This is a genomic window from Bradyrhizobium sp. (assembly GCF_035309285.1).
In the GTDB taxonomy this organism is placed as follows: domain Bacteria; phylum Pseudomonadota; class Alphaproteobacteria; order Rhizobiales; family Xanthobacteraceae; genus Bradyrhizobium.
Genome location: NZ_DATGFH010000091.1, coordinates 1 through 22,681 on the forward strand (window position 1 = coordinate 1; position 22,681 = coordinate 22,681).

Genomic DNA, 22,681 nt, shown 5'->3' on the forward strand with positions numbered 1-22,681 from the left:
GGCTCGACGCGGTGCGCGGCGCCGCGCAGGGTACCATCCGCTCGGTCAAGATGATCACGCGCAAGCCGCCGCAAAGCCTTGCAGGCTCGCCCTATCTCGAGCAGAACCGTATTTCTCTCGAGGGGCTCACCGGACCGATCCGGGTGTTCGCGGGCACCGCGCGAGAGGGCGCGCGCGGATTTCCGGCGAACGTCAATGTCGCGGCGGCGTTGGGCATGGCGGGTATCGGACCCGACGCCACGACGCTGGAGATCTGGGCCGATCCCGCGCTCACGCGCAACACGCATCGGATCGAGGTCGAGGCCGACAGCGCCCGCTTCTCCATGACGATCGAAGGCGTGCCCTCCGAGGACAATGCGCGCACGGGCAAACTCACGCCCTTGAGCGTCATCGCCTGCCTCAAGGGCCTGGTCGAGCCGCTCCGCATCGGGACCTGACAAATCCAAAACCTCTCGACGGCGGGCCGACCACAAGGCATATAGGTGCGTCGCCTGACCATCGCTTAAAGAATGGCAGGCTCGAGAATTAACAGTCTGGGAGGGAGCACATGAGCAAAATTTCAGCATTGGGCCGGATTCCGCGTCGCACGATCCTGCGCGCCGGCGTGGCGGCGGGTGCCCTGCAGATCGCGTCGCCCTTCATCCTGACCGCGCGGGGCGAGACGCCGGTCAAGATCGGCATGGTGAACCCGCTCACGGGCGTGCTCTCCGCGCTGGCCCAGAGCGAGGTCGACGGCGCCAAATACGCCGAGGCCGAGCTCAACAAGAAGGGTGGCATTCTCGGCCGCCCGGTCGAGCTCCTCGTCGAGGACTCCGCCAACGACGTCGGCACCGGCGTGCAGAAGACGCGTAAGCTGATCGACCGCGACCAGGTGAACGTGATCCTCGGCGACGTGAACTCGGGCATCGCCGCCGCGATGGGCCAGGTCACCAACGAGAAGAAGGTGTTCCACATCGTGCCGGGCGGCCATACCGACACGATCACCGGCACGGATTGCCACTGGAATGTGTTCCGCGTCTGCAACACTACGTCGATGGACACCGCGGCGATCACGCCCGAGTTGGTGAAGCGGTTCGGCAAGAAATGGTTCTTCGTGACGCCCGATTACGCCTACGGCCACTCGCTGCAGGACGGGTTCATCAAGGCGCTGAAGAAGCTCGGCGGCACCTACGACGGCGATTACCTGCCTATCAACAACCAGGACTTCTCCGCGACGCTGATCAAGGCCAAGGGCTACAAGCCGGACGTGCTGCTGAACAACATGGGCGGCCTCACGCAGATCAACTGCATGAAGCAGGTCGTGCAGTTCGGGCTGCAGAAGGACATGGCGCTCGGCGGCGCGCTGTTCGAGCTTGAAAGCGTCAAGGCCTGTCCGCCGGATGCGCAGACCGGCTGGTGGGCGATGGAATGGTGGTGGAATCAGCCCAACGTGCCCGAGGCCGTCAAATTCGTGGCCGACTTCCGCGCCGCGACCAAGAAGACGCCGTCGGCGCGCGATTGGTTCGGATACGTGGCGATGCATTCGGTCCGCCTCGCAGCGGAGCGCGCAAAGTCGTTGGAAGGCCCGAAGATGGCAAAAGCCATGGAAGACATGGAGCTGCCGCCGGAGGTCGCCCTGCAGCCCGGCAAGGTGCGCTACCGCGCCGGCGATCACGAGCTGATGCCGAATATCTTTGTCGGACAGGCGCATCCGCCGAAGTCCGGCCCCGACGACGTCTTCACCGCGTCGACGCTGGTTTCGGGTGAGCAGGCGGCAGGCTCGGTGGCGGACACCGGGTGCAAGATGGTCGAGCCGTCCTGATCGTCTGGCCGGTTTGGAATTGTTCTGAGCGGGGTTAAGGGATGACCCAGGTCATATTGTTCAACGTCACCAACGGGCTCATCATTGGTGCGTTCTACGTCCTGATGGCGCTGGGTCTCTCGTTGATCCTGAACCTCAGCAACGTGATCAACTTTGCGCACGGAAACTTCCTGGCGCTCGGCGGCTACCTCGCTTACACGCTGTCGCCGGCGCTGGGATACTGGGGTGCGCTGCTGATCTCGCCGCTCCTTACGGCGCTCATCGGCCTTCTCGTCGAGAGGCTGATGATCCGCCGCGTCTATAATCGGGATCCGGTCTACAGCCTCCTGCTCACGTTCGGATTTGCGTTCGTGATGCAGGACGCCGCCCGCTACATCTGGGGCCCCAACGGCGTGCCGCTGGGATTGCCGGATTTTCTGTCGCAGCCGATCAGCTCCAGCCTGTTCTTCATCACCTGGTATCGCGTGTTCATGGTGATGGTGGTCATCGCGACCGTCCTCGGTCTCTTCGCGTTTCTGCGCTACACGAAGGTCGGCGTCCGCATCAGGGCCGGCGTGCTCGACCTCGAAACCGTGGCCTCGCTGGGCGTCAACATCAGCCTGCTGCGGACATTCAATTTCGCGGTGGGCTGCCTGCTGGCCGGCCTCGCCGGCGTGCTCGCCGCCGGGCAGATCGGACTCAATCCCAACATGGGCGACGACCTGCTGATGCCGAGCTTCATCGCCATCATCGTGGGCGGCGTCGGCAGCCTGGTCGGCACGCTGGTCGGAGGGCTGCTGATCGGAGTGGCGGCGGCGCTGACCACCGTGTTCTACCCCTCGGCGAGCGAGGCGGTGATTTATGCCATCATGATGCTGGTGCTTCTTGTGCGTCCGCGGGGTCTGATGGGTGAGGAAGGAATGATGTCATGAGTACCGACGCCAGCACGAGCGTCACCGCGCCGGCCGCCGCCGCGAAGCAACCTCTTGCGCTGCCGCGCTGGGCGATGCTGGTCGTCATCTGGGGCCTTTTGATCACCGTTCCCTTCTGGCTTCCGCTGCTCGGCGGGTACACGGCGCTTGCAGGCCGCGTGCTGGTGTTCGGACTGGCCGCCATGGGGCTGAACCTGCTGCTCGGCTTTACCGGTGTGCTGAGCTTCGGCCACGCGGCCTATTTCGGGCTTGGCGCTTACGGCGCCGGCCTCACGCTGCGTTATCTCGTCCATAGCACGCCGCTCGCCATGCTGGCCGGAACGCTGCTCGGCGGATTGGCCGGCACCCTGTTCGGCCTTCTGATCGTGCGCCGGCGGGGCGTCTATTTTGCGATGTGCACGATCGCGTTCGGTCAGCTCTGGTACTATCTCGCCTATAGCTGGAATGACTTCACGGGCGGCTTCGACGGGTTGCGCGATTTTCACCGCGAGCCGATCGGCTTCGGCCCATTCACGCTCGACATCACGGACGGCGGGACGCGATTTTACCTTTTCCTGCTGGCTGTGTTCGCCGTTGCTGTGAGCCTGCTCGGTCTTCTCATCCGCTCGCCGTTCGGACATACCCTGCGGGCGATCCGGGAAAATGAGCGGCGGGCGCGCTTCCTGGCCATCCCGGTCGAACGGCAGATCTGGCTCTCGTTCTCCATCTCCTGCTTCGTGACGGCCCTCGCCGGCACGCTCTATGCGCTGCTCAACAATTTCGCCGATCCCCTGGCGCTGCACTACTCCCTATCCGGCTATTTCGTCGTGATGTGCGTGATGGGCGGGATGCGGTCGTTTTGGGGGCCCCTGATCGGCGCGGCCGTCTTCGTTGTGCTCCAGGACTACATTTCTTCGATGACCGTGAACTGGATGTCGTTCGTCGGCGCGATCTTCGTGCTGGTGGTGCTCTTCTTCCCGCGCGGCTTGCTCGGAATGCGGCGCATGCGAGGTTCCGAATAATGACCATGCTCGAGGTCCGCAACGTCACAAAGCGGTTTGGCAACCTGGTTGCCGTCAGGGACGTGTCGATGTCCGTTGCGCGCGGCGAGCTGCGCGCCATCATTGGTCCGAACGGGGCCGGGAAGACCACTTTCTTCAACATGATCAGCGGGTATTTTCCTCCCACCAACGGCTCGATCTGGCTCGAAGGTCAGGACGTAACGCACGTTCCGGCGCATCTGCGGGTCGGAATGGGCATGGGACGCACGTTCCAGATCACCGAGATTTTCCCTGAGCTGACGGTCCATGAGAACGTCCTGACCGCGGCCGAGGTCGCGGCGGGACAGACCCTTCACATGCTGCCGAACCGGAACGACGCGCGGCGGGCCAACGACGTTGCAGCCAAAATGCTGGCGATGGTCGGGCTCGCCACCAAGGCCGATCGGCTCGTCGGCGAGCTTTCGCACGGCGATCAGCGCACCACCGAAATCGCGATGGCGCTTGCGCAGAATCCGCGGCTATTGCTGCTCGACGAGCCGACGGCCGGCATGGGCGACCAGGAAACATACGAGATCACGACCTTGATACGCCGCCTGCACCGCGAGCAGAATTATACGATCATCCTGATCGAGCATGACATGCGCGTGGTGTTCCATCTCGCCGACCGTATCTGCGTTCTCGACCAGGGCCGTCTGCTGGCAGAGGGGACGCCACAGGAAATCGCGGCCAACGAGACCGTCCAGGCTGCTTATCTGGGACAAGCCGCATGAGCATCGCACTCTCTGCCCAGGGCCTGCACACCTATTACGGCAAAAGCCACATCCTGCACGGCGTCAGTCTCGACGTCGCGGAGGGGCGGATCACCGCGCTGCTCGGCCGCAACGGCGCCGGCAAGACCACCACGATGCGCAGCCTGATGGGCTTGACGCCGGCGCGCGAGGGCAAGATCACCATCTTCGGCGCGGACACCACGCGCTGGTCGACCTTCCGGATCGCCGCGCACGGCGTCGGCTACGTCCCCGAGGGTCGGCGCATTTTTGCGAACCTCAGCGTCGAGGAAAACCTCAAGGTGCCGCTGGAGCGTAGCGGCCCCTGGACCATCGAGCGCATCTACAAGCTGTTCCCGCGCCTCGAAGAGCGCAAGTCCAATCGGGGGCGGCAGCTCTCGGGCGGCGAGCAGGAGATGCTGTCGATCGCGCGTGCGTTGCTGCTCAATCCACGGCTGTTGATCCTCGACGAGCCCTCGCAGGGGCTCGCGCCGCTGATCGTGCGCGAGGTGTTCCGCATCGTGAAGCAGATGAAGGACGAGGGCATTTCGGTGCTGCTGGTCGAGCAGAATGCGCGAATGAGCCTCGAGATCTCCGACGACGCCTATGTGCTCGATGACGGCATGGTGGTCTATTCGGGATCGGCACGGGAGCTCGCGGCTGACGAGGCCCGCGTCCGCTCGCTCGCAGGCGCCACCGCAGAAGAGTGGACGGCGGCGGAGTAAGGGAGCCGGTATAGTTTGTAGCCCGCATGAGCGCAGCGAAATGTCGCTTCGCTCATCCGGGCTACGATCCGACTCAAATTTCAGAACCGTAGGGTGGGCAAAGGTGCTCTTGCGCCGTGCCCACCGTCTCGCAACCGGCGTCGTCCGGAATGGTGGGCACGCTTCCGCCTTCGCTCGTTGAGCTACGGCGGACGTAGTCGCTTTGCCCACCCTACGATTCTACGCCGTCATTGCGAGGAGCGAAGCGACCGAAGCAATCCACGCGGTGTCCACGGAGGAAGCTTGGATTGCTTCGCTTCGCTCGCAATGACGAGCTACGCCCGATACGCCGTCTTCCCCGTGCCGCGATAGAGCACCTTGACCTGCTCTTCCGAGACCATCTTGTGGAAAGCCAGCGCCTCCGGCTCGAGGTCGCGCCTGGGCACATGCGCCGGCTCGAAATGATGGTAGGTGTCCTTGCCGCGCACCAGCGTCGCCCAGTCGCGCGAGCCCACCGCCTGCTTCAGATGCGTCGGGATATAGCGCACGGCAAGCCCGATCCGTCGCTCGTCGGAGCGGTTCGGCTCCGAGCCGTGGAACAGGAGCACGTGATGCAGCGAAGCCTGTCCCGGCTTCAATTCGACATGCACGGCGTCCTGCTCGTTCACCTCGACGGCGATCTCCTGCCCGCGCGTGAGCAGGTTGTCCCTGTCGAAGGTGTCCTGATGGGCGACCTGCCGGCGATGCGTGCCGGCGACGAACTTCATGCAGCCGGACACCTTGTTGGCCGGTGACATCGCGATCCAGGCGGTCGCGACGTCGGACGAGCTCAGGCCCCAATAGGTCGCGTCCTGGTGCCAGGAGACGAAGCCGGGATCGTGCGCCTCCTTGATGAAGAAGCTGGTGTTCCAGCACAGGATGTTCGGCCCCAGCACATCCTCGACCGCGTCGAGGACCCTGGGATGGCGGATCATCTCGTCGATCCAGGCAAACAGCACATGGCTGCGATGGCGCATCTCGCCGTTGATCGGGCCGCCGCTCGTCGCCTCGTAGTCCTCGAGCTTCTTGCGAAACGTGGCGACTTCGCCCGCGGACAGCACATCGATCGGGAAATGATAGCCGTTGTCACGGTAGGAGGCGACCTCGGCCTCGCTCAGCACCTTGGGCACGTGTCTGCTTCCTCCAGTCTTGTTCTTGACGCTGGTCAAATGAAGCGTGGCGCTGCCCCAGCGTGCTGTCAAGCAGCGGCAAAAGTCCCGTTCTGCACTGCCATTTGCCTTTTGTTCACGGAACTTTGGTCATAAAATCGGGCCATGCGGGCAACCAACCTCGTGGTCGGAACAACGACGCTGGCGATCATCGGCGCGGCGCTTGGTGGGCTTTTGATCTTCGAAAGGGTTCACGGCCTGCGCAACCAGAGCCCGTTGCGCATCGTCTTCAACGGCTCCGCCAGCGGTCTGCGCAAGGGCGGCACGGTGACCTTCGATGGCGTGCCCGCGGGCCGGATCCGGTCGATCAAGCTGGAAAGTCCGACCAAGATCGTCGCCCTCGTCATGCTCGACAACGCCGCTCCGATCCGCAAGGACACCGCCATCGGCATCGAATTCCAGGGACTGACCGGGGTGGCCGACATCGCGCTGGTCGGCGGCGCGCCGAGCGCCCCACCGGCGCCGCTCGACAAGGACGGCGTGCCTGTTCTGACCGCCGACTGGAGCGAGCAGCAATCGATCACCGACACCCTGCACTACGTCGACCATCTCCTGATCGACAACCGCGAGACGATCAAGAGCGGCATGCGCTCCTTCGAGACCTATACGGCTGAGCTCAAGGACAAGGGCGAGGCCATCGACGGCATCATGAGCAAGACCGAGGATGCCTTTGCGGGCTTCGACAACACCATGGCGAAGATCAACGACGCCGTCCCCGGCTTTGCCGACGGCAAGGCCCAGGAGCTGTTCGAGAAGCTGAAGTCGTTTAGCGAACTCGCCGACACCTACCGGCAGAAGTCCGCGACCTTCATGGAGGAAGGCCACCGCATGCTGGCCGACGTCTCCGACGGCGCCAACAATTTCACCCGCAAGATCAATCCGTCTGCCCTTGCTGCGCCTCCACCTCGTCGGCCGACGGCCCGGAGGCGACAGTAAATCGGTTCCGCTCAAAGGAACCAATCGGGATGACCGGGTGTTAACTTTCTTGCCGATTCCAGAGACTGTTTTACAGCCATTGGAACCCGTACGGCGCGGCGCTGTTGTGCCTGTTGCGTCAATTCAAGCGCGTTCCAAGCTCGCCACAGATTGCTTCCCGCTTGATCAAATGCTTGGCTCGCGCTTTGATCGTTCGTACCGGTTCCGAATCCGCTGCGACCTGCTGGGGGGAGCACTATGAGTGATCTCGATTCCGTCACGTCGTCGACGCGCCGGCGCACACGAGACAAATCCCATTCTGGCAACGGAAAGACCGACGCCGCGCAGGAATTGCTGCACGCGCTGCAGGCGATGCGGGCCGGTGATTTCTCGGTGCGAATGACGGGCGACCATCTCGGGATCGAGGGCAAGATCGCCGACACCTTCAACGAGATCGTCGCCGCCAACCAGCGCATGGCGCAACAGCTCGAGCGCGTCGGCCAGGTGGTCGGCCGCGAAGGCAAAACCCGCCAGCGCGTCCGCTTTGGGCTCGCCTCAGGGTCCTGGGCCGACATGGAAGGCTCGGTCAACACCCTGATCGACGATCTGCTCTGGCCGACCCGCGAGGTGACGCGGGCGGTCGCCGCCGTGGCGCAGGGCGACCTTCTGCAGACCGTGAAGCTCGACGTCGACGGCCGTCCGCTCGGCGGCGAATTCCTGCAATCGGCCAACATCGTCAACACCATGATCAAGCAGCTAAGCGTGTTCACCTCCGAGGTGACGCGCGTGGCGCGCGAGGTCGGCACCGAAGGCAAGCTCGGCGGCCAGGCCCAGGTGCCGGAGGTGACCGGCGTCTGGAAAGACCTGACCGAAAGCGTCAACTCGATGGCGAACAACCTGACCGGCCAGGTCCGCAACATCGCCGAGGTGACGATCGCGGTCGCCAACGGCGACCTGTCGAAGAAGATCACGGTCGACGTGCGCGGCGAGATCCTGCAGCTCAAGGAAGCCATCAACACGATGGTGGACCAGCTCCGCTCCTTCGCCTCCGAAGTGACGCGCGTGGCGCGCGAGGTCGGCACCGACGGCAAGCTCGGCGGACAGGCGATCGTGCCCGGCGTGGCCGGCACCTGGAAGGACCTGACCGACTCCGTGAACGCGATGTGCGGCAATCTCACCGCCCAGGTCCGCAACATCGCCAACGTCACCACCGCAGTCGCCCGCGGCGACCTGTCGCGCAAGATCACCGTCGACGTGCGCGGCGAAATCCTGGAGCTGAAGGACACCATCAACACCATGGTGGACCAGCTCAACTCGTTCGCTTCGGAAGTCACCCGCGTCGCGCGCGAGGTCGGCACTGAAGGCAAGCTGGGCGGCCAGGCGCAGGTGCCGGGCGTCGCCGGCACCTGGAAGGACCTGACCGACAGCGTCAACTTCATGGCCTCGAACCTGACGGCGCAGGTTCGCAACATCGCCGATGTCGCCACCGCGATCGCGGGCGGCGATTTGTCCAAGAAGATCACCGTGAACGTCTCGGGCGAAATCCTTCAGTTGAAGGAAACGCTCAACACCATGGTCGACCAGCTCAACGCCTTCGCGGGCGAGGTGACGCGCGTCGCGCGCGAGGTCGGCACCGAGGGACGGCTCGGCGGGCAGGCCAACGTGCTCGGCGTCGCCGGCACCTGGAAGGACCTGACCGAGAGCGTCAACTCGATGGCGTCGAACCTGACGGCGCAGGTCCGCAACATTGCGGAGGTGACGACCGCGGTCGCCAACGGCGACCTGTCCAAGAAGATCACCGTCGACGTGCGCGGCGAAATCCTGGAGCTGAAGGACACCATCAACACCATGGTGGACCAGCTCAACGCCTTTGCCGGTGAAGTGACGCGCGTCGCCCGCGAGGTCGGCACCGAAGGCAAGCTCGGCGGACAGGCGCTGGTGCGCGGCGTCGCGGGTACGTGGAAGGACCTGACCGACAGCGTCAACTCCATGGCTTCGAACCTGACCGGCCAGGTCCGCAACATCGCCGAGGTCGCGACCGCGGTCGCCAAGGGAGACCTGTCGAAGAAGATCACCGTGAACGTGTCGGGCGAGATCCTGCAATTGAAGGAGACGCTCAACACCATGGTGGACCAGCTCAATGCGTTCGCCGGCGAGGTGACGCGCGTGGCGCGTGAGGTCGGCACCGACGGCAAGCTCGGCGGCCAGGCCGATGTGCCCGGCGTCGCCGGCACCTGGAAAGACCTCACCGACTCCGTCAACTCAATGGCGTGCAACCTGACCGCTCAGGTCCGCAACATCGCGGAGGTCGCGACCGCGATCGCCGGCGGCGACCTCTCGCGCAAGATCACGGTCGACGTGCGCGGCGAAATCCTGCAGCTCAAGGATACGCTGAACACCATGGTCGACCAGCTCAACCGCTTCGCCGGCGAGGTGACGCGCGTGGCGCGTGAGGTCGGCACCGAAGGGCGACTGGGCGGCCAGGCCAACGTGCCCGGCGTCGCCGGCACCTGGAAGGATTTGACCGATAGCGTCAACTCGATGGCGGGCAACCTCACCGCGCAGGTCCGCAACATCGCCGAAGTGACGACCGCCGTGGCGCGCGGCGACCTGTCGCGCAAGATCACCGTCGACGTGAAGGGCGAAATCCTCGAGCTGAAGAACACCATCAACACCATGGTGGACCAGCTCAACTCGTTCGCCTCCGAAGTGACGCGCGTCGCCCGCGAGGTCGGCACCGAAGGCAAGCTCGGCGGACAGGCGCAGGTGCCGGAGGTGGCCGGCACCTGGAAGGACCTGACCGACAACGTCAACTTCATGGCCTCGAACCTGACGGCGCAGGTCCGCAATATCGCCGAGGTCGCGACCGCCATTGCCAGCGGCGACCTGTCGAAGAAGATCACGGTGGACGTACGCGGCGAAATCCTGCTGCTCAAGGACACGCTGAACACCATGGTCGAGCAGCTCCGCTCGTTCGCGGCCGAAGTGACGCGCGTCGCCCGCGAGGTCGGCACCGAAGGCCGGCTCGGCGGACAAGCCGTCGTGCCCGGCGTCGGCGGCACCTGGAAGGACTTGACCGACAACGTCAACCTGCTCGCGGCGAACCTCACCACGCAGGTCCGCAACATCGCCGAAGTCACCACCGCGGTGGCGCGCGGCGACCTGTCGCGCAAGATCACCGTCGACGTGAAGGGCGAAATCCTCGAGCTGAAGAACACCATCAACACCATGGTGGACCAGCTCAACGCCTTTGCCGGCGAGGTGACGCGCGTCGCCCGCGAGGTCGGCACCGAAGGCAAGCTCGGTGGCCAGGCGCAGGTGCCCGGCGTCGCCGGCACCTGGAAGGACCTGACCGACACCGTGAACTTCATGGCCGCCAACCTGACCGAGCAGGTGCGCGGCATCGTCAAGGTGGTGACCGCGGTCGCCAACGGCGATCTGAAGCAGAACCTCACCGTGAAGTCCAAGGGCGAGGTCGCAGCCCTAGGCGACACCATCAACAACATGACCGAGACGCTCGCGACCTTCGCCGACCAGGTGACGTCGGTCGCGCGCGAGGTCGGCGTGGAAGGCCGCCTCGGCGGCCAGGCCAACGTGCCCGGCGCGGCCGGCACCTGGAAGGACCTGACCGGCAACGTCAATCTTCTGGCGGCGAACCTGACCTCGCAGGTGCGCGCAATCGCGGAGGTCGCGACCGCCGTGACCAAGGGCGATCTCACGCGCTCGATCCAGGTCGATGCGCGCGGCGAAGTCGCCGAGCTCAAGGACAACATCAATACGATGATCACCAACCTTCGTCTCACGACGGAGGTCAACACCGAGCAGGACTGGCTCAAGACCAATCTCGCCCGCTTCACCAACATGCTGCAGGGCCAGCGCGATCTCGCCACCGTCGGCCGGCTGCTCTTGACCGAGCTGTCGCCGCTGGTGAACGCGCAGCTGGGCGTGATCTACCAGGTCGAGAACGAGGACTATCCGCAACTGCGGCTGCTCGCGGCCTATGCCAACGACGGCAATTACCCGCACCAGCAGACCCTGCAATTCGGCGAAGGGCTGGTCGGCCAGTGCGCGTCCGACAAACGCCCGCGGCTGGTCGCGAACATCCCCGGCGACGTGGTGCCGGTCAACTCGGCGCTGCTGCGCGTCGTTCCGCGCAACCTCGTCGTGCTGCCGGTGCTGTTCGAGAATCAGGTCAAGGCCGTGATCGAGCTCGCCTCCCTGAGCTCGTTCACGACCTCGCAGATGACCTTCCTCGAGCAGCTTACCGACTCCATCGGCATCGTGCTCAACTCGATCGAGGCGACGATGCAGACCGAGGGCCTGTTGAAGCAATCGCAGCAGCTCGCCGGCGAATTGCAGGCGCAGCAGCGCGAGTTGCAGCAGACCAACGAGCAGCTCGAGCAGAAGGCGCAGCAGCTCGCCGAGCGCAACGTCGAGGTCGAGCGCAAGAACCAGGAAATCGAGCAGGCGCGGCGCGCGCTCGAGGAAAAGGCGAGCGAGCTTGCGCTGACCTCGAAGTACAAGTCCGAATTCCTCGCCAATATGAGCCACGAGCTGCGGACGCCGTTGAACTCGATCCTGATCCTGGGCCAGCAGCTCACCGAGAACCCCGACGGCAATCTCACCCACAAGCAGGTCGAATTCGCCCGCACCATCCATGGCGCCGGCACCGATCTCCTCAACCTCATCAGCGACATTCTCGATCTCTCCAAGATCGAGTCCGGCACCGTCACCGTCGACGCCGAGGAAATCCTGGTCGCCAACCTCCTGGAGACGGTCGGCCGCCCGTTCAGGCACGAAGCCGACAACCGGCAGCTCACGTTCCATGTCGATGTCGATTCGAATCTGACGCGCAGCATCGTTACCGACTCCAAGCGGCTGCAACAGGTCCTGAAAAACCTGCTGTCGAACGCGTTCAAGTTCACCGCCGAAGGTGGCGTGCGCCTCAATGTCGCCGCGGCGCTGGGCGGCTGGAGCGCGGATCATCCCGTGCTCAACAGCGCGCCGGCCGTGATCGCCTTCGAGGTGTCCGACACCGGCATCGGCATTCCCTCGGAGAAGCAGAAGCTGATCTTCGAGGCGTTCCAGCAGGCGGATGCAGGCACCAGCCGCAAATATGGCGGCACGGGCCTGGGCCTTGCCATCAGCCGCGAGCTTGCGAGCCTGCTCGGCGGCGAAATCCATCTGAAGAGCGCACCCGGCAAGGGCTCGACTTTCACGCTGTACCTGCCGCTCAAATATTCGGGACCGACGGTCGCGCCGCGTACCAACGCGCCGCAATATACGGCGGCGCCGGCGCTGCAGGCGTCGGCGCAGGAACCGCGCGTCATCGAGCAATTGTTGGATGACCGGCACAGCCTCGAGCCGGGCGACACGATCCTGCTGATCGTCGAGGACGATCCGCACTACGCGCGGGTGCTGATCGATCTCGCGCGCGACAAGGGTTTCAAGGTGCTGGTCGCTACCCGCGGCGCCGAGGCGCTCGATCTCGCCAAGCAATATCAGCCCGCGGCGGTCTCTCTCGACGTGTTCCTGCCCGACGTGCTGGGCTGGACGGTGCTGAGCCAGCTCAAGCACAATCCGCTGACGCGGCACATCCCGGTGCAGATCATCACGCTGGACGAAGACCGCCAGCATGCGCTCGCCCGCGGCGCCTTCTCCTTTGTCAACAAGCCGACCACGACCGAAGGCGTGGCGGCGGCATTGGCGCAGATCAAGGAATACGCCAAGCCGCGCCGCAAGCGGCTCCTGATCGTCGAGGACAACGAGGCCGAACAGCTCTCGATCCGCGAGCTGTTGCATCACGACGACATCGAGATCGTCTCGACCGACACCGGCGCGGGCGCGCTCTCGGTGCTGCGCGAAAACCCCTGCGATTGCGTGGTGCTGGATCTGCGCCTGCCCGACATGAGCGGCTTCGAGGTGCTGGAACGGATCCGCGGCGACGAGGAACTTTCCGCGGTTCCGGTGGTGGTGTTCACCGGCCGAGAGCTTTCCGCGGAAGAGGACGCGGAACTCCACACCATGGCGCGCAGCATCGTGGTCAAGGGCGTGGAATCGCCGGAACGCCTGCTGGATGAAACGTCACTGTTTTTGCACCGTGTGATCACGGAATTGCCGATCGAGAAGCAGCGAATGCTGGAGAAGCTCAACAGCTCCGACGAGGACCTGGTAGGCAAGACCGCGCTACTCGTCGACGACGACGCCCGCAACATCTTCGCGCTATCGAGCGTGCTGGAGCGGCGCGGCATGAAGGTGCTCACCGCGACCACGGGCAGCGAAGCCGTGGCGCTGGTCGAGTCCAACCCGGCAATCGCCATTGTACTGATGGATATCATGATGCCGCAGATGGACGGCTACCAGACGATCGGCGCGATTCGGCTGAATCCGTCGTTCGGGAGATTGCCGATCATCGCGCTGACGGCTAAAGCGATGAAGGGCGATCGCGAGAAATGCCTGGAGGCCGGTGCCTCCGACTACCTCGCCAAGCCCGTCAACACCGAGCAATTGCTGCTCGCCATTCGCATGTGGCTACATCGCTGATCGGCGGAACGACGATGGAGCATGAAAAGGTCAACATTCTCCTCGTGGACGATCAGCCGGCCAAGCTGCTCGCCTATGAAGTGATACTCAAGGAGCTCGGCGAGAACCTTGCAGTGGCCACCTCCGGCCGCGAGGCGCTCGAATATCTGCTCAAGAACGAAGTTGCCGTCATCCTGGTCGATGTCTGCATGCCGGAGCTCGACGGATTCGAGCTTGCGGCCATGATCCGCGAGCACCCGCGCTTCCAGAAGACGGCGATGATCTTCATCTCCGCGATCCAGGTCAGCGATATCGACCGGTTGCGCGGCTACGAGATGGGCGCCGTCGATTACGTTCCGGTTCCGGTCGTGCCCGAAGTGCTGCGCGCCAAGATCAAGGTGTTCGCCGAGCTCTACCGCAAGACGCGGCAGCTCGAGCGGCTCAACAGCGAGCTTGAGGATCGCGTCAGTGCGCGCACGGCCGAGCTCGAGCGCTCCACGGCGCAACTCCTGGAGAGCGAGCGGCGGCGCAGCATGGCGATCGCCGCCGGCAAGATGGGGTCATGGGACTGGGACTGGATCAACGGCGACTGGATGTGGGACGCCGGCCAGTACCGGATCTTCGGCGTCGATCCCAAGACCTTCGAGGTCACCTCCGAAAACATCCAGACGCTGCTGCATCCGGAGGACGTCGAGGGCTTCCGCAGGGTGATCACCCATTTCGAACGGGGCGGCCGCGCCTATGAGGCGGAATTCCGCATCACGCGGCCGGATGGCGACGTGCGCTGGTGCGTCGGCTCCGCTGCCGCGAGCCTCGACAAGACCGGCCGCGTGGTCCGCCTGAGCGGCGTGACCATCGACATCACCGAGCGCAAGCGCGCCGAGGAACGCCAGAACCTGCTGGCGCGCGAAGTCGATCACCGCGCCAAGAATGCGCTGGCGCTGGCGCAATCGATCGTCCGCCTGACGCGTGCCGGCGACGTCAAGGACTACATGCAGGCCGTGGAGGGGCGGATCAGCGCGCTGGCGCGGGTGCACACGATCCTGTCGCTGTCGAACTGGGAGGGCGCGGAGATCGGCCGCCTGGTGGAGGAGGAGTTCGCGCCCTACTCCACGGGAGGCCAGATCGAGTTGCAAGGCGCGGAGCTGCAGCTACAGCCTGCCACCGCGCAGACGCTGGCGCTGGCGCTGCACGAGCTCGTCACCAACTCGGCCAAATACGGTGCGCTCTCGACGCTGTCCGGCCGGCTCAGGATCAAATGGGACGTGCGTGGCGAGACGCTGCAGCTTGTCTGGGAGGAACACGGCGGCCCGCCCGTCGCCCAGCCGTCCTCGCGCGGCTTCGGAACACGCAGCGTGATCGCCAGCATCGAATCGCAGCTTGGCGGCAGAGCCGAGTTCGATTGGAGAGCCGAAGGCCTGGTGTGCTGCCTGTCGATGCCACTCAAAAGGATCGCGGCCTCGCGCGAGACGAGCCCCCGTGCCCCCACCATCGGCCGGGCTGTGGAGCAGGCGCTGAAGTCGGCGTAGGCTGCAGGACCGCCACGCCGTCATTGCGAGCGAAGCGAAGCAATCCATAGCTCCACCGAGGCGGTATGGATTGCTTCGTCGCTTCGCTCCTCGCAATGACGAGCCTGCAACATCCGCCTGTGGTTATGGATCCCCGCTTTCGCGGGGACGACACCGAAGGTGCGGCAGCCGGCTGCGGTCACTCAGCTATACACAAAGGCCTTGTCGTCGAGATCGATCGCCGGAAACTGGTCCTTTTCGGCCCAGTAATCCTGGCTGTGCTGCCATTCCGGCTTGTCGCCGCGCCTGGGCAAGCGGTGCATGTCGCGCATCAGATAGTTCGGATTGAAGTTTTCCGGATCGATCCAGGATAGCAGCGGCATGTTGTGGTCCTCAGGCCGCAGCGCCGTCACGACCTTGCGCACGCCCTTCCTCTTCATATGCGTGAGCAGCCGGATCACGAATTCAGCGACCAGGTCCGTGCGCAGTGTCCAGCTTGCGCGGAAATAACCGAACACCCAGGCCATGTTCGGAATGCCCGTGAACATCATGCCGCGATAGGTGACGGTCTCCGCAAAGTCGAGCGGCAGGCCATCGATGGCGAAGTCGATGTCGCCAAGGATACTGAGATTGAAACCGGTCGCTGTCACAATGATGTCGGCGGCAAGCCGCTTGCCTGATTTCAGCAAAATGCCGTTCTCGACAAAGCGCTCGATCTCGTCGGTGACGACAGAGGCCTTGCCGTCCTTGACGCTGTGGAAGAAATCCGCATCCGGCACGAAGGCGATGCGTTGCCGCCACGGCCGGTAGCGCGGCGTAAAATGCGTGTCGACGTCGTAGTCGGGACCGAGCACGGCTGAAATCTGGCCGATCAGCTCCTTCTTGACCTGCTCGGGCTCGGCGAGACAGCGGCGCGTGAAGGCATCCTGCTCGAACAGGATCTTCCGCCGCACGATCTCATGAATCCATTCCTCCTTCACCTGCAGCCGCCTGAGCTCCTCGGCAAGTTCGATGGCGTTGCGGCCAAGCCGGAAGAAGGTCGGCGAACGCTGCAGCATGGTGACATGCGCGCAGTTGTCTGCGATGTTGGGAATGAGCGTCGCGGCGGTCGCGCCCGAGCCGATCACCACCACCTGCTTGTCCTTGAGCTCGATGTCATCCGGCCAGGTTTGCGGATGCACGATGCGGCCCTTGAAATCCGTCATGCCCTCCCATTCGGGCGCGTAGCCTTCGGAGTGCCGGTAATAGCCCTGGCACATCCACAGGAAATTCGCCGTGATCGTGACGGGCTCGCCGCTGTCGGTCTTCTCGGCCTCGATGGTCCAGAGATTGGTCGCGCTCGACCAGCTCGCCTTCAGGATCCGGTGCTTGTAGCGGATGTATTTGGCGAGGCCGTTCTCCTCGATCACCTCGCGCATGTAAGACAGGATTTCGGCCGCGGTCGCGATCGGCGGTCCGACCCATGGCTTGAAGCTGTAGCCGAAGGTGTGAAGGTCGCTATCGGAGCGGATACCCGGATATTTATGCGTCCACCACGTGCCGCCAAAAGTTTCCTGCGTTTCCAGGATCACGAAGCTCGTGCCCGGCGATTGCTTGGTCAAATGATAGGCGCTGCCGATGCCGGAAATGCCGGCGCCGACAATCAGCACGTCGAAATGTTCGGTGGCCTGTTCGGCGGAAGCAAAGGTCTTGCGGGCGGCTTCTACATTCATCGTGATGGTCTTTGCGTGAAGGTTGAAGCAAGCTGGACTTATTTGCGGGCTCCGGTCAAGGCACGTTCACGCAAGGCAAAAAATCAAACGGTGTTTGATTTCACGCCTCGGATTTCACAGAGCGAAACCCCATTGCCGCGCCGTCTGCAAAATCCAGTCACGGTAAAGCGTTAGCGGCGTCACGCCGGTGAGGCCACCGCAGCCCGCGCTGCCATTCGGCCCGGTGGACCAGGAGACGACCCCGATGATGGCGGACCCGGCCGATTGATCCTCAAAGACGGGCGCGCCGGAGTCGCCGGTGCAGGCCCCGAGTCCGGCCTGCGTGCCATGCCCGGCGGGATCGACGAGGCGGATCTGCAAGGTGCCGGGCTTGCCGGTCGCAACCAGGTGAGCCGCGCGAATGATGCCCGCGCTCCTGCCGTCGCCGCGGATGGTCACGCCGACGCCGGCGATGGTGAAGGGGTTGCCAGGCGCGAGCGGGGCTCGCGGCGTGGCGAGCCGCGCGGGAATCTTTCCGCTTGCCGGAATGACCAGACGCAACAGCGCGACATCGGCGGTGGCGCGGTGCGCCAGCATCTCCGCCATCCTGAAGCCGGGATGGATGGCGACGGACTTGACGTCCTCCAGCTCCGGCTTGCGGTCCGCGCCATAGCGCACGATCTTATAGTCCGCGCCGGGCTGCACGCAATGCGCAACGGTGAGCACGAGGCTCGGGGCGATCAGGCTGCCGGTGCAGAACGTGGCGCGCGAGCCGACGATGGTGACGACGGAATGGCTGATTGCCCCTGCCGCAGGCTCTGCGCCGCCGACGATGGCGCAAGCCGGTGTGGAAGCAAGCAGCGCCACGGCAGCGGCGAGGAAAGGCAATCTCTTCATGGCTGCATGCCATAGCCCGGACGGCGTTGCGCGCCAAGCGCGAGATGGGCTGGCGGAGATGCACGGCCCATGTTAGCGGGGGGCCCAGAAACCACGGCTTGAGGGGACGATGATCGAAGCGGTGATCTGGGACTTTGGCGGGGTGCTGACCACCTCGCCGTTCGAGGCCTTTGCGCGGTTCGAGCGTGAGCGCGGCTTGCCCATCGATATCATCCGCCGCACCAATGCCGCCAACCATCTCGAAAACGCCTGGGCGAAGTTCGAGCGCGCCGAGGTCGATGTCGAGACCTTCGATCAGTTGTTCGCCGAGGAATCCCGCGCGCTCGGCGCCGAAGTCCGCGGGCGCGACGTGCTGCCGCTGCTGCAGGGCGATCTGCGTCCCGAGATGGTCGAGGCGCTCAAGCGCATCAAGGCGCAGTGCAGGACCGGCTGCATCACCAACAACCTGCCGGCCAACGCGATCGGAAGCTTGAGCGGCCGCTCGCTTTACGTTGCCGAGGTTATGGTGCTGTTCGACCATGTGATCGAATCCGCCAAGATCGGTCTGCGCAAGCCCGACCCGCGCATCTACCGGATGATGATCGACGCGCTGAAAGTCGATCCCACCAAATGCGTCTATCTCGACGATATCGGCGTCAACCTGAAGCCTGCGCGCGAGATGGGGATGACCACGATCAAGGTGTCGAGTGCACCGCAGGCGCTGGCGGAGCTGGAAGCTGCGACGGGGTTGAAGCTGCAGTAGATACTGCTCGTCATTGCGAGGAGCGAAGCGACGAAGCAATCCAGACTGCCGCCGTGGAAACATTGTGGATTGCTTCGCTTCGCTCGCAATGACGGAGCAAGCGGCTACTCCGCAGCCGCGGCGATCCGCTCCGGAAATGCCGCAGCCAGCGCCGCGCGGCTCGCACCAAGCACGCCGCGTTCGGTAATCAGTCCGGTCACCAGCCGCGCCGGCGTGACGTCGAAGGCGTAATTCGCGGCCGGCGATCCTTCCGGCACGATGCGCACCGTCTCGATCCGGCCGTCGGCGGTGCGGCCGGTCATGTGCGTGACCTCTTCCGCGCTGCGCTGCTCGATTGGGATCTGGGTGACGCCGTCCGACACGCTGAAATCAATGGTCGGCGAGGGCAGCGCGACATAGAACGGCACGCCATTGTCGTGCGCGGCGAGCGCTTTGAGATAAGTGCCGATCTTGTTGCAGACGTCGCCATTGGCTGCGACGCGATCGGTGCCGACGATGGCGAGATCGACCTTGCCATGCTGCATCAGATGGCCGCCGGTGTTGTCGGCGATCACCGTGTGCGGCACGCCGTGATGGCCAAGCTCCCACGCCGTCAGCGAAGCGCCCTGATTGCGCGGACGCGTCTCGTCGACCCAGACATGGACGTTGATACTGCGGTCGTGCGCCAGATAGATCGGTGCGGTCGCCGTGCCCCAATCGACGGTGGCGAGCCAGCCGGCGTTGCAATGGGTCAGCACGTTGACCGTCTCGCCCGGCTTCTTCGCCGCGATGGCTTCGATCAGCGCCAGGCCGTTCTGCGCGATGCCCTGATTGATGACGACGTCTTCCTCGGCGATATCGTCGGCGCGGGCGTAGGCGGCATCGATACGTGCAGACGGCGGCAGCGGCCGCAACACGCGGCGCATTTCCTCCAGCGCCCATTTCAGATTGATCGCTGTGGGCCTCGCTACAATCAGCGTCTCGTAGGCGCGATCGATCGCCTCATTTGACTGGTCGTCGCGCATCGCCAGCGCCATGCCGTAGGCCGCGGTCGCTCCGATCAGTGGCGCGCCGCGCACCAGCATGGTGCGAATCGCCTCTGCCGCGTCCGCGCAGGTGGTCAGCCGCGTGACGATGAACTCATGCGGCAGTCGGCGCTGATCGATCGCAAGCGCCGTCCGGCCGTCGCGCCAGATGCTGCGAAAATGCTTGCCGTCGACCTTCATGGCACGCCGATTTCCGTTGCAGGTTTCGTTCCAAGCACGCGCCCGGCCACCGCATCGAGCTTCTTCAACAGCGCCGGATCGCGCGCCTCCGGTGCCGTGATCAACGCCGTGTCCAGCGCGCGGTCCGAGCCGATCGGGCACGGCTCGTGCTCCCTCGGAAAATCCCGGGCGAGCCGCGCCACCAGCGCCTTCGCCTTGTCGGCATTCGAGGTGAGCACGCGGATGATGTCCTGGACAGTCACCGCGTCGTGACCCGGATGCCAGCAATCGAAATCCGTCACCATCGCCACCGTGGCGTAGCAGATTTCCGCTTCGCGGGCGAGCTTGGCTTCGGGCATGTTGGTCATGCCGATCACCGAATAGCCGAGATTCTTGTACGTCATGCTCTCGGCATAGGTCGAGAATTGCGGCCCCTCCATGCAGATATAGGTCCCCCCGCGCGCGATCGCGAGGCCCTCGGCGTCGGCCGCCGCGCCAAGATGGCCGGCGAGCCGCGGCGAGACCGGATGCGCCATCGACACATGGGCGACGCAGCCCTTGCCGAAGAACGAACTCTCGCGCTTGTGGGTGCGATCCACGAACTGGTCCACCAGCACGAAGGTGCCGGGCGGCAGTTCCTCCTTGAAGGAACCGCAGGCCGACAGCGAAATGAGGTCGGTGACGCCGGCACGCTTCAGCACGTCGATATTGGCCCGGTAGTTGATGTCGGAGGGCGAGAGCCGATGGCCCTTGTCGTGGCGCGGCAGGAACACGATCGGCAGCCCCGCGATGGTGCCACGCCGGACGGGCGCCGACGGTTCGCCCCAGGGGCTCGCGATCGCCTCCTCGCGCGCGTTCTCAAGGCCCGGCAGGTCGTAAATGCCGGAACCACCGATGATGCCGAGGACCGCCTTTGCCATGCTCACTCCACTGACGAAGGGCTTGAGCTATGCCAGTTTTGCGGGGGATTTGGAACAGTGCTGCACGGTCATTCCGGGGCGCGCGGAGCGCGAACCCGGAATCTCGAGATTCCGGGTTCGATGCTGGCGCATCGCCCCGGAATGACGGAATGAGCTAAGCCGCCCGTGCGGCGGCGAGCTCGCCGGCGACGAGGCGCTCCAGCGTTTCGACCGACTGGAAATTCTCCGGCGTGATCAGATCCTGCGGGATCATGAAATCGAATTCGGCTTCGATGCCGAGCATCAGATTGACCATGTCCATCGAGGTGAGACCGATATCGACCAGCCGCGCATCGGGCGTGACTTTCAGGGTGATCGAATTCTGCTCGAGGATCGATGTGACCAGGGCAACGACGCGGTTGCGAATGTCGGCGTCAAGTTTCTGCATTCTCGAAAATCCGTTGATGTCTTGAGCCTTGCTCGGCAGGCTTAAGCGCGGAGCCAGCGCCGATATAACTCCGGCAAGTTTTGAAAAACAGTGACTCAAGCTTTGAGACAATGCGCATTCTTTCCTTAACGCTAACGCAATGCCGGAAATCTCCGGCATTAAGGAACATCGGATTAACCGTCGATCTCGAATTGAGGCCGTTTACCCTGAATCTGATCGACGCATTTGAATTAAATCCATACCCTTGGTCGCAAATCGCAAACACAATCGGACCATCGATACGGCATCGCGCGAACAGCAGCGTTGCTCACAGCGATCAACCCCGGAGGCGTCGAGACATGAACGTCCAGGAAGCGAGCTTTCGTCACGCACACGAAACCTCCGAGCCCATGCTGCTAGACTGCGGCCACTCCTTCGTGGAGCGGACCGCAAGCGTCGCCGCCGTGGCCGCGGCCGAGGCAGACGACGTCGACCGGAACGGACGTTTTCCGAAGGCCGCCATCGACGCGGCGCGCGAGCGGAAACTCCTGGGCGCCCAGATCCCGGTCGAGTTCGGCGGCTTCGGCGCCTCGATCTACGACATCACCGAGATGTGCTACACGCTCGGCCGCGCCTGCTCGTCGGCTGCGATGATCTTCGCCATGCATCAGACCAAGGTCGCCTGCCTCGTGCGCCACGGCAGCGGCAGCGCCTATCATGAACACCTGATGCGCCGCGTCGCCGCCGAGCAGTTGCTGCTGGCGTCCTCGACCACCGAGGGCCAGAACGGCGGCAACATCCGCTCTTCCGCCGCCGCGGTCGAACATAATGATTCCGAGATTTCGCTCAACCGCAACGCCACCGTGATTTCCTACGGCGCCGAAGCCGACGGCATCGTCACCATCGCCCGCCGCAGCAGCGACGCAGCGTCCTCCGACCAGGTGCTGCTCGCCCTCACCAAGGAAAACTACACGCTGGAGCGTAGCCTCGCCTGGGAGACGCTCGGCATGCGCGGTACCTGCAGCGCGGGCTTCGAGCTGAAAGCAAAGGCTTCCGCGGAGCAGGTCTTCCCCGAAGCCTACGAGAAGATCCATGCGCAGACCATGACGCCGGTCGCGCATCTCTGCTGGTCCTCGGTCTGGGCCGGCATTGCGGCTGCCGCCGTCGATCGCGCCCAGCGCTTCATCCGCAAGGCGGCGCGCGGGGCGGGCGGCCAGATGCCGCCGGGCGCTGCGCATTTCACCGCGGCGAAGATGTCGCTGGCAAAGCTGCGCGCCATCATCACCGCCAACCTCGACAACTATGCCGCGCGCGAGCATGACGACCGCGCGCTGTCGGCGATCGACTTCCAGTCCTCGATCAACCTGCTCAAGGTCGAGGCCTCCGAACTTGCTGTGCAGACGGTGATGAGCGCGATGCGCGCCTGCGGGCTTGCCGGCTATCGCAATGACGGCGAATTCTCGGTCGGACGCCTGCTGCGCGACGTGCTGTCGTCGCCGCTGATGATCAACAACGAACGCATCCT

The 22,681-nt window shown here is 64.4% G+C and carries 16 protein-coding genes and 1 pseudogene; 11 read left to right on the top strand and 6 right to left on the bottom strand.

The window, feature by feature from the left end:
• The 6 genes from VKR55_RS17620 to VKR55_RS17645 form a co-directional block, all read left to right on the top strand.
• Positions 1–437 (top strand): aspartate dehydrogenase domain-containing protein (locus VKR55_RS17620; protein ID WP_324405242.1); only part of this gene is annotated, 437 nt, incomplete at its 5' end.
• A 110-nt stretch (positions 438–547) separates the two neighbouring features.
• The gene (locus VKR55_RS17625) at positions 548–1,801 is read left to right on the top strand and encodes an ABC transporter substrate-binding protein (RefSeq protein ID WP_324405244.1); all 1,254 of its coding nucleotides are present in this window, start codon (positions 548–550) and stop codon (positions 1,799–1,801) included.
• A 41-nt stretch (positions 1,802–1,842) separates the two neighbouring features.
• The gene (locus VKR55_RS17630) at positions 1,843–2,712 is read left to right on the top strand and encodes a branched-chain amino acid ABC transporter permease (RefSeq protein ID WP_324405245.1); all 870 of its coding nucleotides are present in this window, start codon (positions 1,843–1,845) and stop codon (positions 2,710–2,712) included.
• Positions 2,709–3,713, top strand: coding sequence for a branched-chain amino acid ABC transporter permease (locus VKR55_RS17635; protein WP_324405246.1), 1,005 nt, complete (start codon positions 2,709–2,711; stop codon positions 3,711–3,713). The genes VKR55_RS17630 and VKR55_RS17635 overlap by 4 nt, the downstream gene beginning before the upstream one ends.
• Positions 3,713–4,462, top strand: coding sequence for an ABC transporter ATP-binding protein (locus VKR55_RS17640; RefSeq protein WP_324405247.1), 750 nt, complete (start codon positions 3,713–3,715; stop codon positions 4,460–4,462). The genes VKR55_RS17635 and VKR55_RS17640 overlap by 1 nt, the downstream gene beginning before the upstream one ends.
• Complete coding sequence (locus VKR55_RS17645) at positions 4,459–5,184, top strand: ABC transporter ATP-binding protein (RefSeq protein WP_324405248.1); 726 nt, start codon at positions 4,459–4,461, stop codon at positions 5,182–5,184. The genes VKR55_RS17640 and VKR55_RS17645 overlap by 4 nt, the downstream gene beginning before the upstream one ends.
• 314 nt (positions 5,185–5,498) lie before the next feature.
• Here VKR55_RS17645 and VKR55_RS17650 read toward each other — a convergent pair whose 3' ends face one another.
• Positions 5,499–6,332 carry a phytanoyl-CoA dioxygenase family protein gene (locus tag VKR55_RS17650; RefSeq protein WP_324405250.1) on the bottom strand — a complete coding sequence of 278 codons (834 nt, stop codon included), beginning with the start codon at positions 6,330–6,332 and terminating at the stop codon, positions 5,499–5,501.
• A 144-nt stretch (positions 6,333–6,476) separates the two neighbouring features.
• Here VKR55_RS17650 and VKR55_RS17655 point away from each other — a divergent pair, with 144 nt between their 5' ends.
• From VKR55_RS17655 to VKR55_RS17665, 3 genes and pseudogenes are all read left to right on the top strand, one after another.
• On the top strand, positions 6,477–7,307 hold the full coding sequence (locus VKR55_RS17655) for an MlaD family protein (protein ID WP_324405251.1): 831 nt from the start codon (positions 6,477–6,479) through the stop codon (positions 7,305–7,307).
• A 315-nt stretch (positions 7,308–7,622) separates the two neighbouring features.
• Positions 7,623–13,829, top strand: a pseudogene (locus tag VKR55_RS17660) (HAMP domain-containing protein); the annotation flags it as partial.
• A 14-nt stretch (positions 13,830–13,843) separates the two neighbouring features.
• A complete protein-coding gene (locus tag VKR55_RS17665) occupies positions 13,844–15,337 on the top strand; it encodes an HWE histidine kinase domain-containing protein (RefSeq protein ID WP_324405252.1) in 1,494 nt (497 codons plus the stop codon).
• Between the two features lie 182 nt (positions 15,338–15,519).
• Here the strand turns inward: VKR55_RS17665 and VKR55_RS17670 are convergent, their stop codons facing one another.
• Both VKR55_RS17670 and VKR55_RS17675 read right to left on the bottom strand, forming a co-directional pair.
• Positions 15,520–17,028 (bottom strand): flavin-containing monooxygenase, encoded by a 1,509-nt coding sequence (locus tag VKR55_RS17670; RefSeq protein ID WP_324405253.1) that lies wholly within the window; start codon positions 17,026–17,028, stop codon positions 15,520–15,522.
• 114 nt (positions 17,029–17,142) lie between these two features.
• Entirely contained in the window at positions 17,143–17,904 is a 762-nt protein-coding gene (locus tag VKR55_RS17675) for a S1 family peptidase (protein ID WP_324405254.1), read from the bottom strand.
• A gap of 109 nt (positions 17,905–18,013) precedes the next feature.
• On the opposite strand from VKR55_RS17675, the gene VKR55_RS17680 reads away from it, so the two are divergent.
• A complete protein-coding gene (locus tag VKR55_RS17680) occupies positions 18,014–18,646 on the top strand; it encodes an HAD-IA family hydrolase (RefSeq protein ID WP_324405255.1) in 633 nt (210 codons plus the stop codon).
• A 104-nt stretch (positions 18,647–18,750) separates the two neighbouring features.
• On the opposite strand, the gene mtnA is transcribed toward VKR55_RS17680, so the two are convergent.
• The 3 genes from mtnA to VKR55_RS17695 all read right to left on the bottom strand — a co-directional run bounded on the left by mtnA (position 18,751) and on the right by VKR55_RS17695 (position 21,177).
• A complete protein-coding gene (gene mtnA / locus VKR55_RS17685; RefSeq protein WP_324405257.1) occupies positions 18,751–19,851 on the bottom strand; it encodes an S-methyl-5-thioribose-1-phosphate isomerase in 1,101 nt (366 codons plus the stop codon).
• Positions 19,848–20,750: an S-methyl-5'-thioadenosine phosphorylase gene (locus tag VKR55_RS17690; RefSeq protein ID WP_324405259.1), complete on the bottom strand. Its 903-nt coding sequence runs from the start codon at positions 20,748–20,750 to the stop codon at positions 19,848–19,850. The genes mtnA and VKR55_RS17690 overlap by 4 nt, the downstream gene beginning before the upstream one ends.
• 154 nt (positions 20,751–20,904) lie before the next feature.
• A complete protein-coding gene (locus VKR55_RS17695) occupies positions 20,905–21,177 on the bottom strand; it encodes a phosphopantetheine-binding protein (protein ID WP_324405261.1) in 273 nt (90 codons plus the stop codon).
• A 338-nt stretch (positions 21,178–21,515) separates the two neighbouring features.
• Here VKR55_RS17695 and VKR55_RS17700 point away from each other — a divergent pair.
• The coding region (locus VKR55_RS17700) for an acyl-CoA dehydrogenase family protein (RefSeq protein WP_324405263.1) at positions 21,516–22,681 on the top strand (1,166 nt) is incomplete at its 3' end.

What these genes read in the sequence shown, in the direction of transcription:
- VKR55_RS17630 (WP_324405245.1), top strand. Translation starts at nt 1,843, where the DNA reads ATGACCCAGGTCATATTGTTCAACGTCACCAACGGGCTCATCATTGGT.
- VKR55_RS17675 (WP_324405254.1), bottom strand. Translation starts at nt 17,904, where the DNA reads ATGAAGAGATTGCCTTTCCTCGCCGCTGCCGTGGCGCTGCTTGCTTCC.
- VKR55_RS17695 (WP_324405261.1), bottom strand. Translation starts at nt 21,177, where the DNA reads ATGCAGAAACTTGACGCCGACATTCGCAACCGCGTCGTTGCCCTGGTC.
- VKR55_RS17665 (WP_324405252.1), top strand. Translation starts at nt 13,844, where the DNA reads ATGGAGCATGAAAAGGTCAACATTCTCCTCGTGGACGATCAGCCGGCC.
- VKR55_RS17655 (WP_324405251.1), top strand. Translation starts at nt 6,477, where the DNA reads ATGCGGGCAACCAACCTCGTGGTCGGAACAACGACGCTGGCGATCATC.
- VKR55_RS17640 (WP_324405247.1), top strand. Translation starts at nt 3,713, where the DNA reads ATGACCATGCTCGAGGTCCGCAACGTCACAAAGCGGTTTGGCAACCTG.
- VKR55_RS17635 (WP_324405246.1), top strand. Translation starts at nt 2,709, where the DNA reads ATGAGTACCGACGCCAGCACGAGCGTCACCGCGCCGGCCGCCGCCGCG.
- VKR55_RS17645 (WP_324405248.1), top strand. Translation starts at nt 4,459, where the DNA reads ATGAGCATCGCACTCTCTGCCCAGGGCCTGCACACCTATTACGGCAAA.
- VKR55_RS17670 (WP_324405253.1), bottom strand. Translation starts at nt 17,028, where the DNA reads ATGAATGTAGAAGCCGCCCGCAAGACCTTTGCTTCCGCCGAACAGGCC.
- VKR55_RS17625 (WP_324405244.1), top strand. Translation starts at nt 548, where the DNA reads ATGAGCAAAATTTCAGCATTGGGCCGGATTCCGCGTCGCACGATCCTG.
- mtnA (WP_324405257.1), bottom strand. Translation starts at nt 19,851, where the DNA reads ATGAAGGTCGACGGCAAGCATTTTCGCAGCATCTGGCGCGACGGCCGG.
- VKR55_RS17690 (WP_324405259.1), bottom strand. Translation starts at nt 20,750, where the DNA reads ATGGCAAAGGCGGTCCTCGGCATCATCGGTGGTTCCGGCATTTACGAC.
- VKR55_RS17680 (WP_324405255.1), top strand. Translation starts at nt 18,014, where the DNA reads ATGATCGAAGCGGTGATCTGGGACTTTGGCGGGGTGCTGACCACCTCG.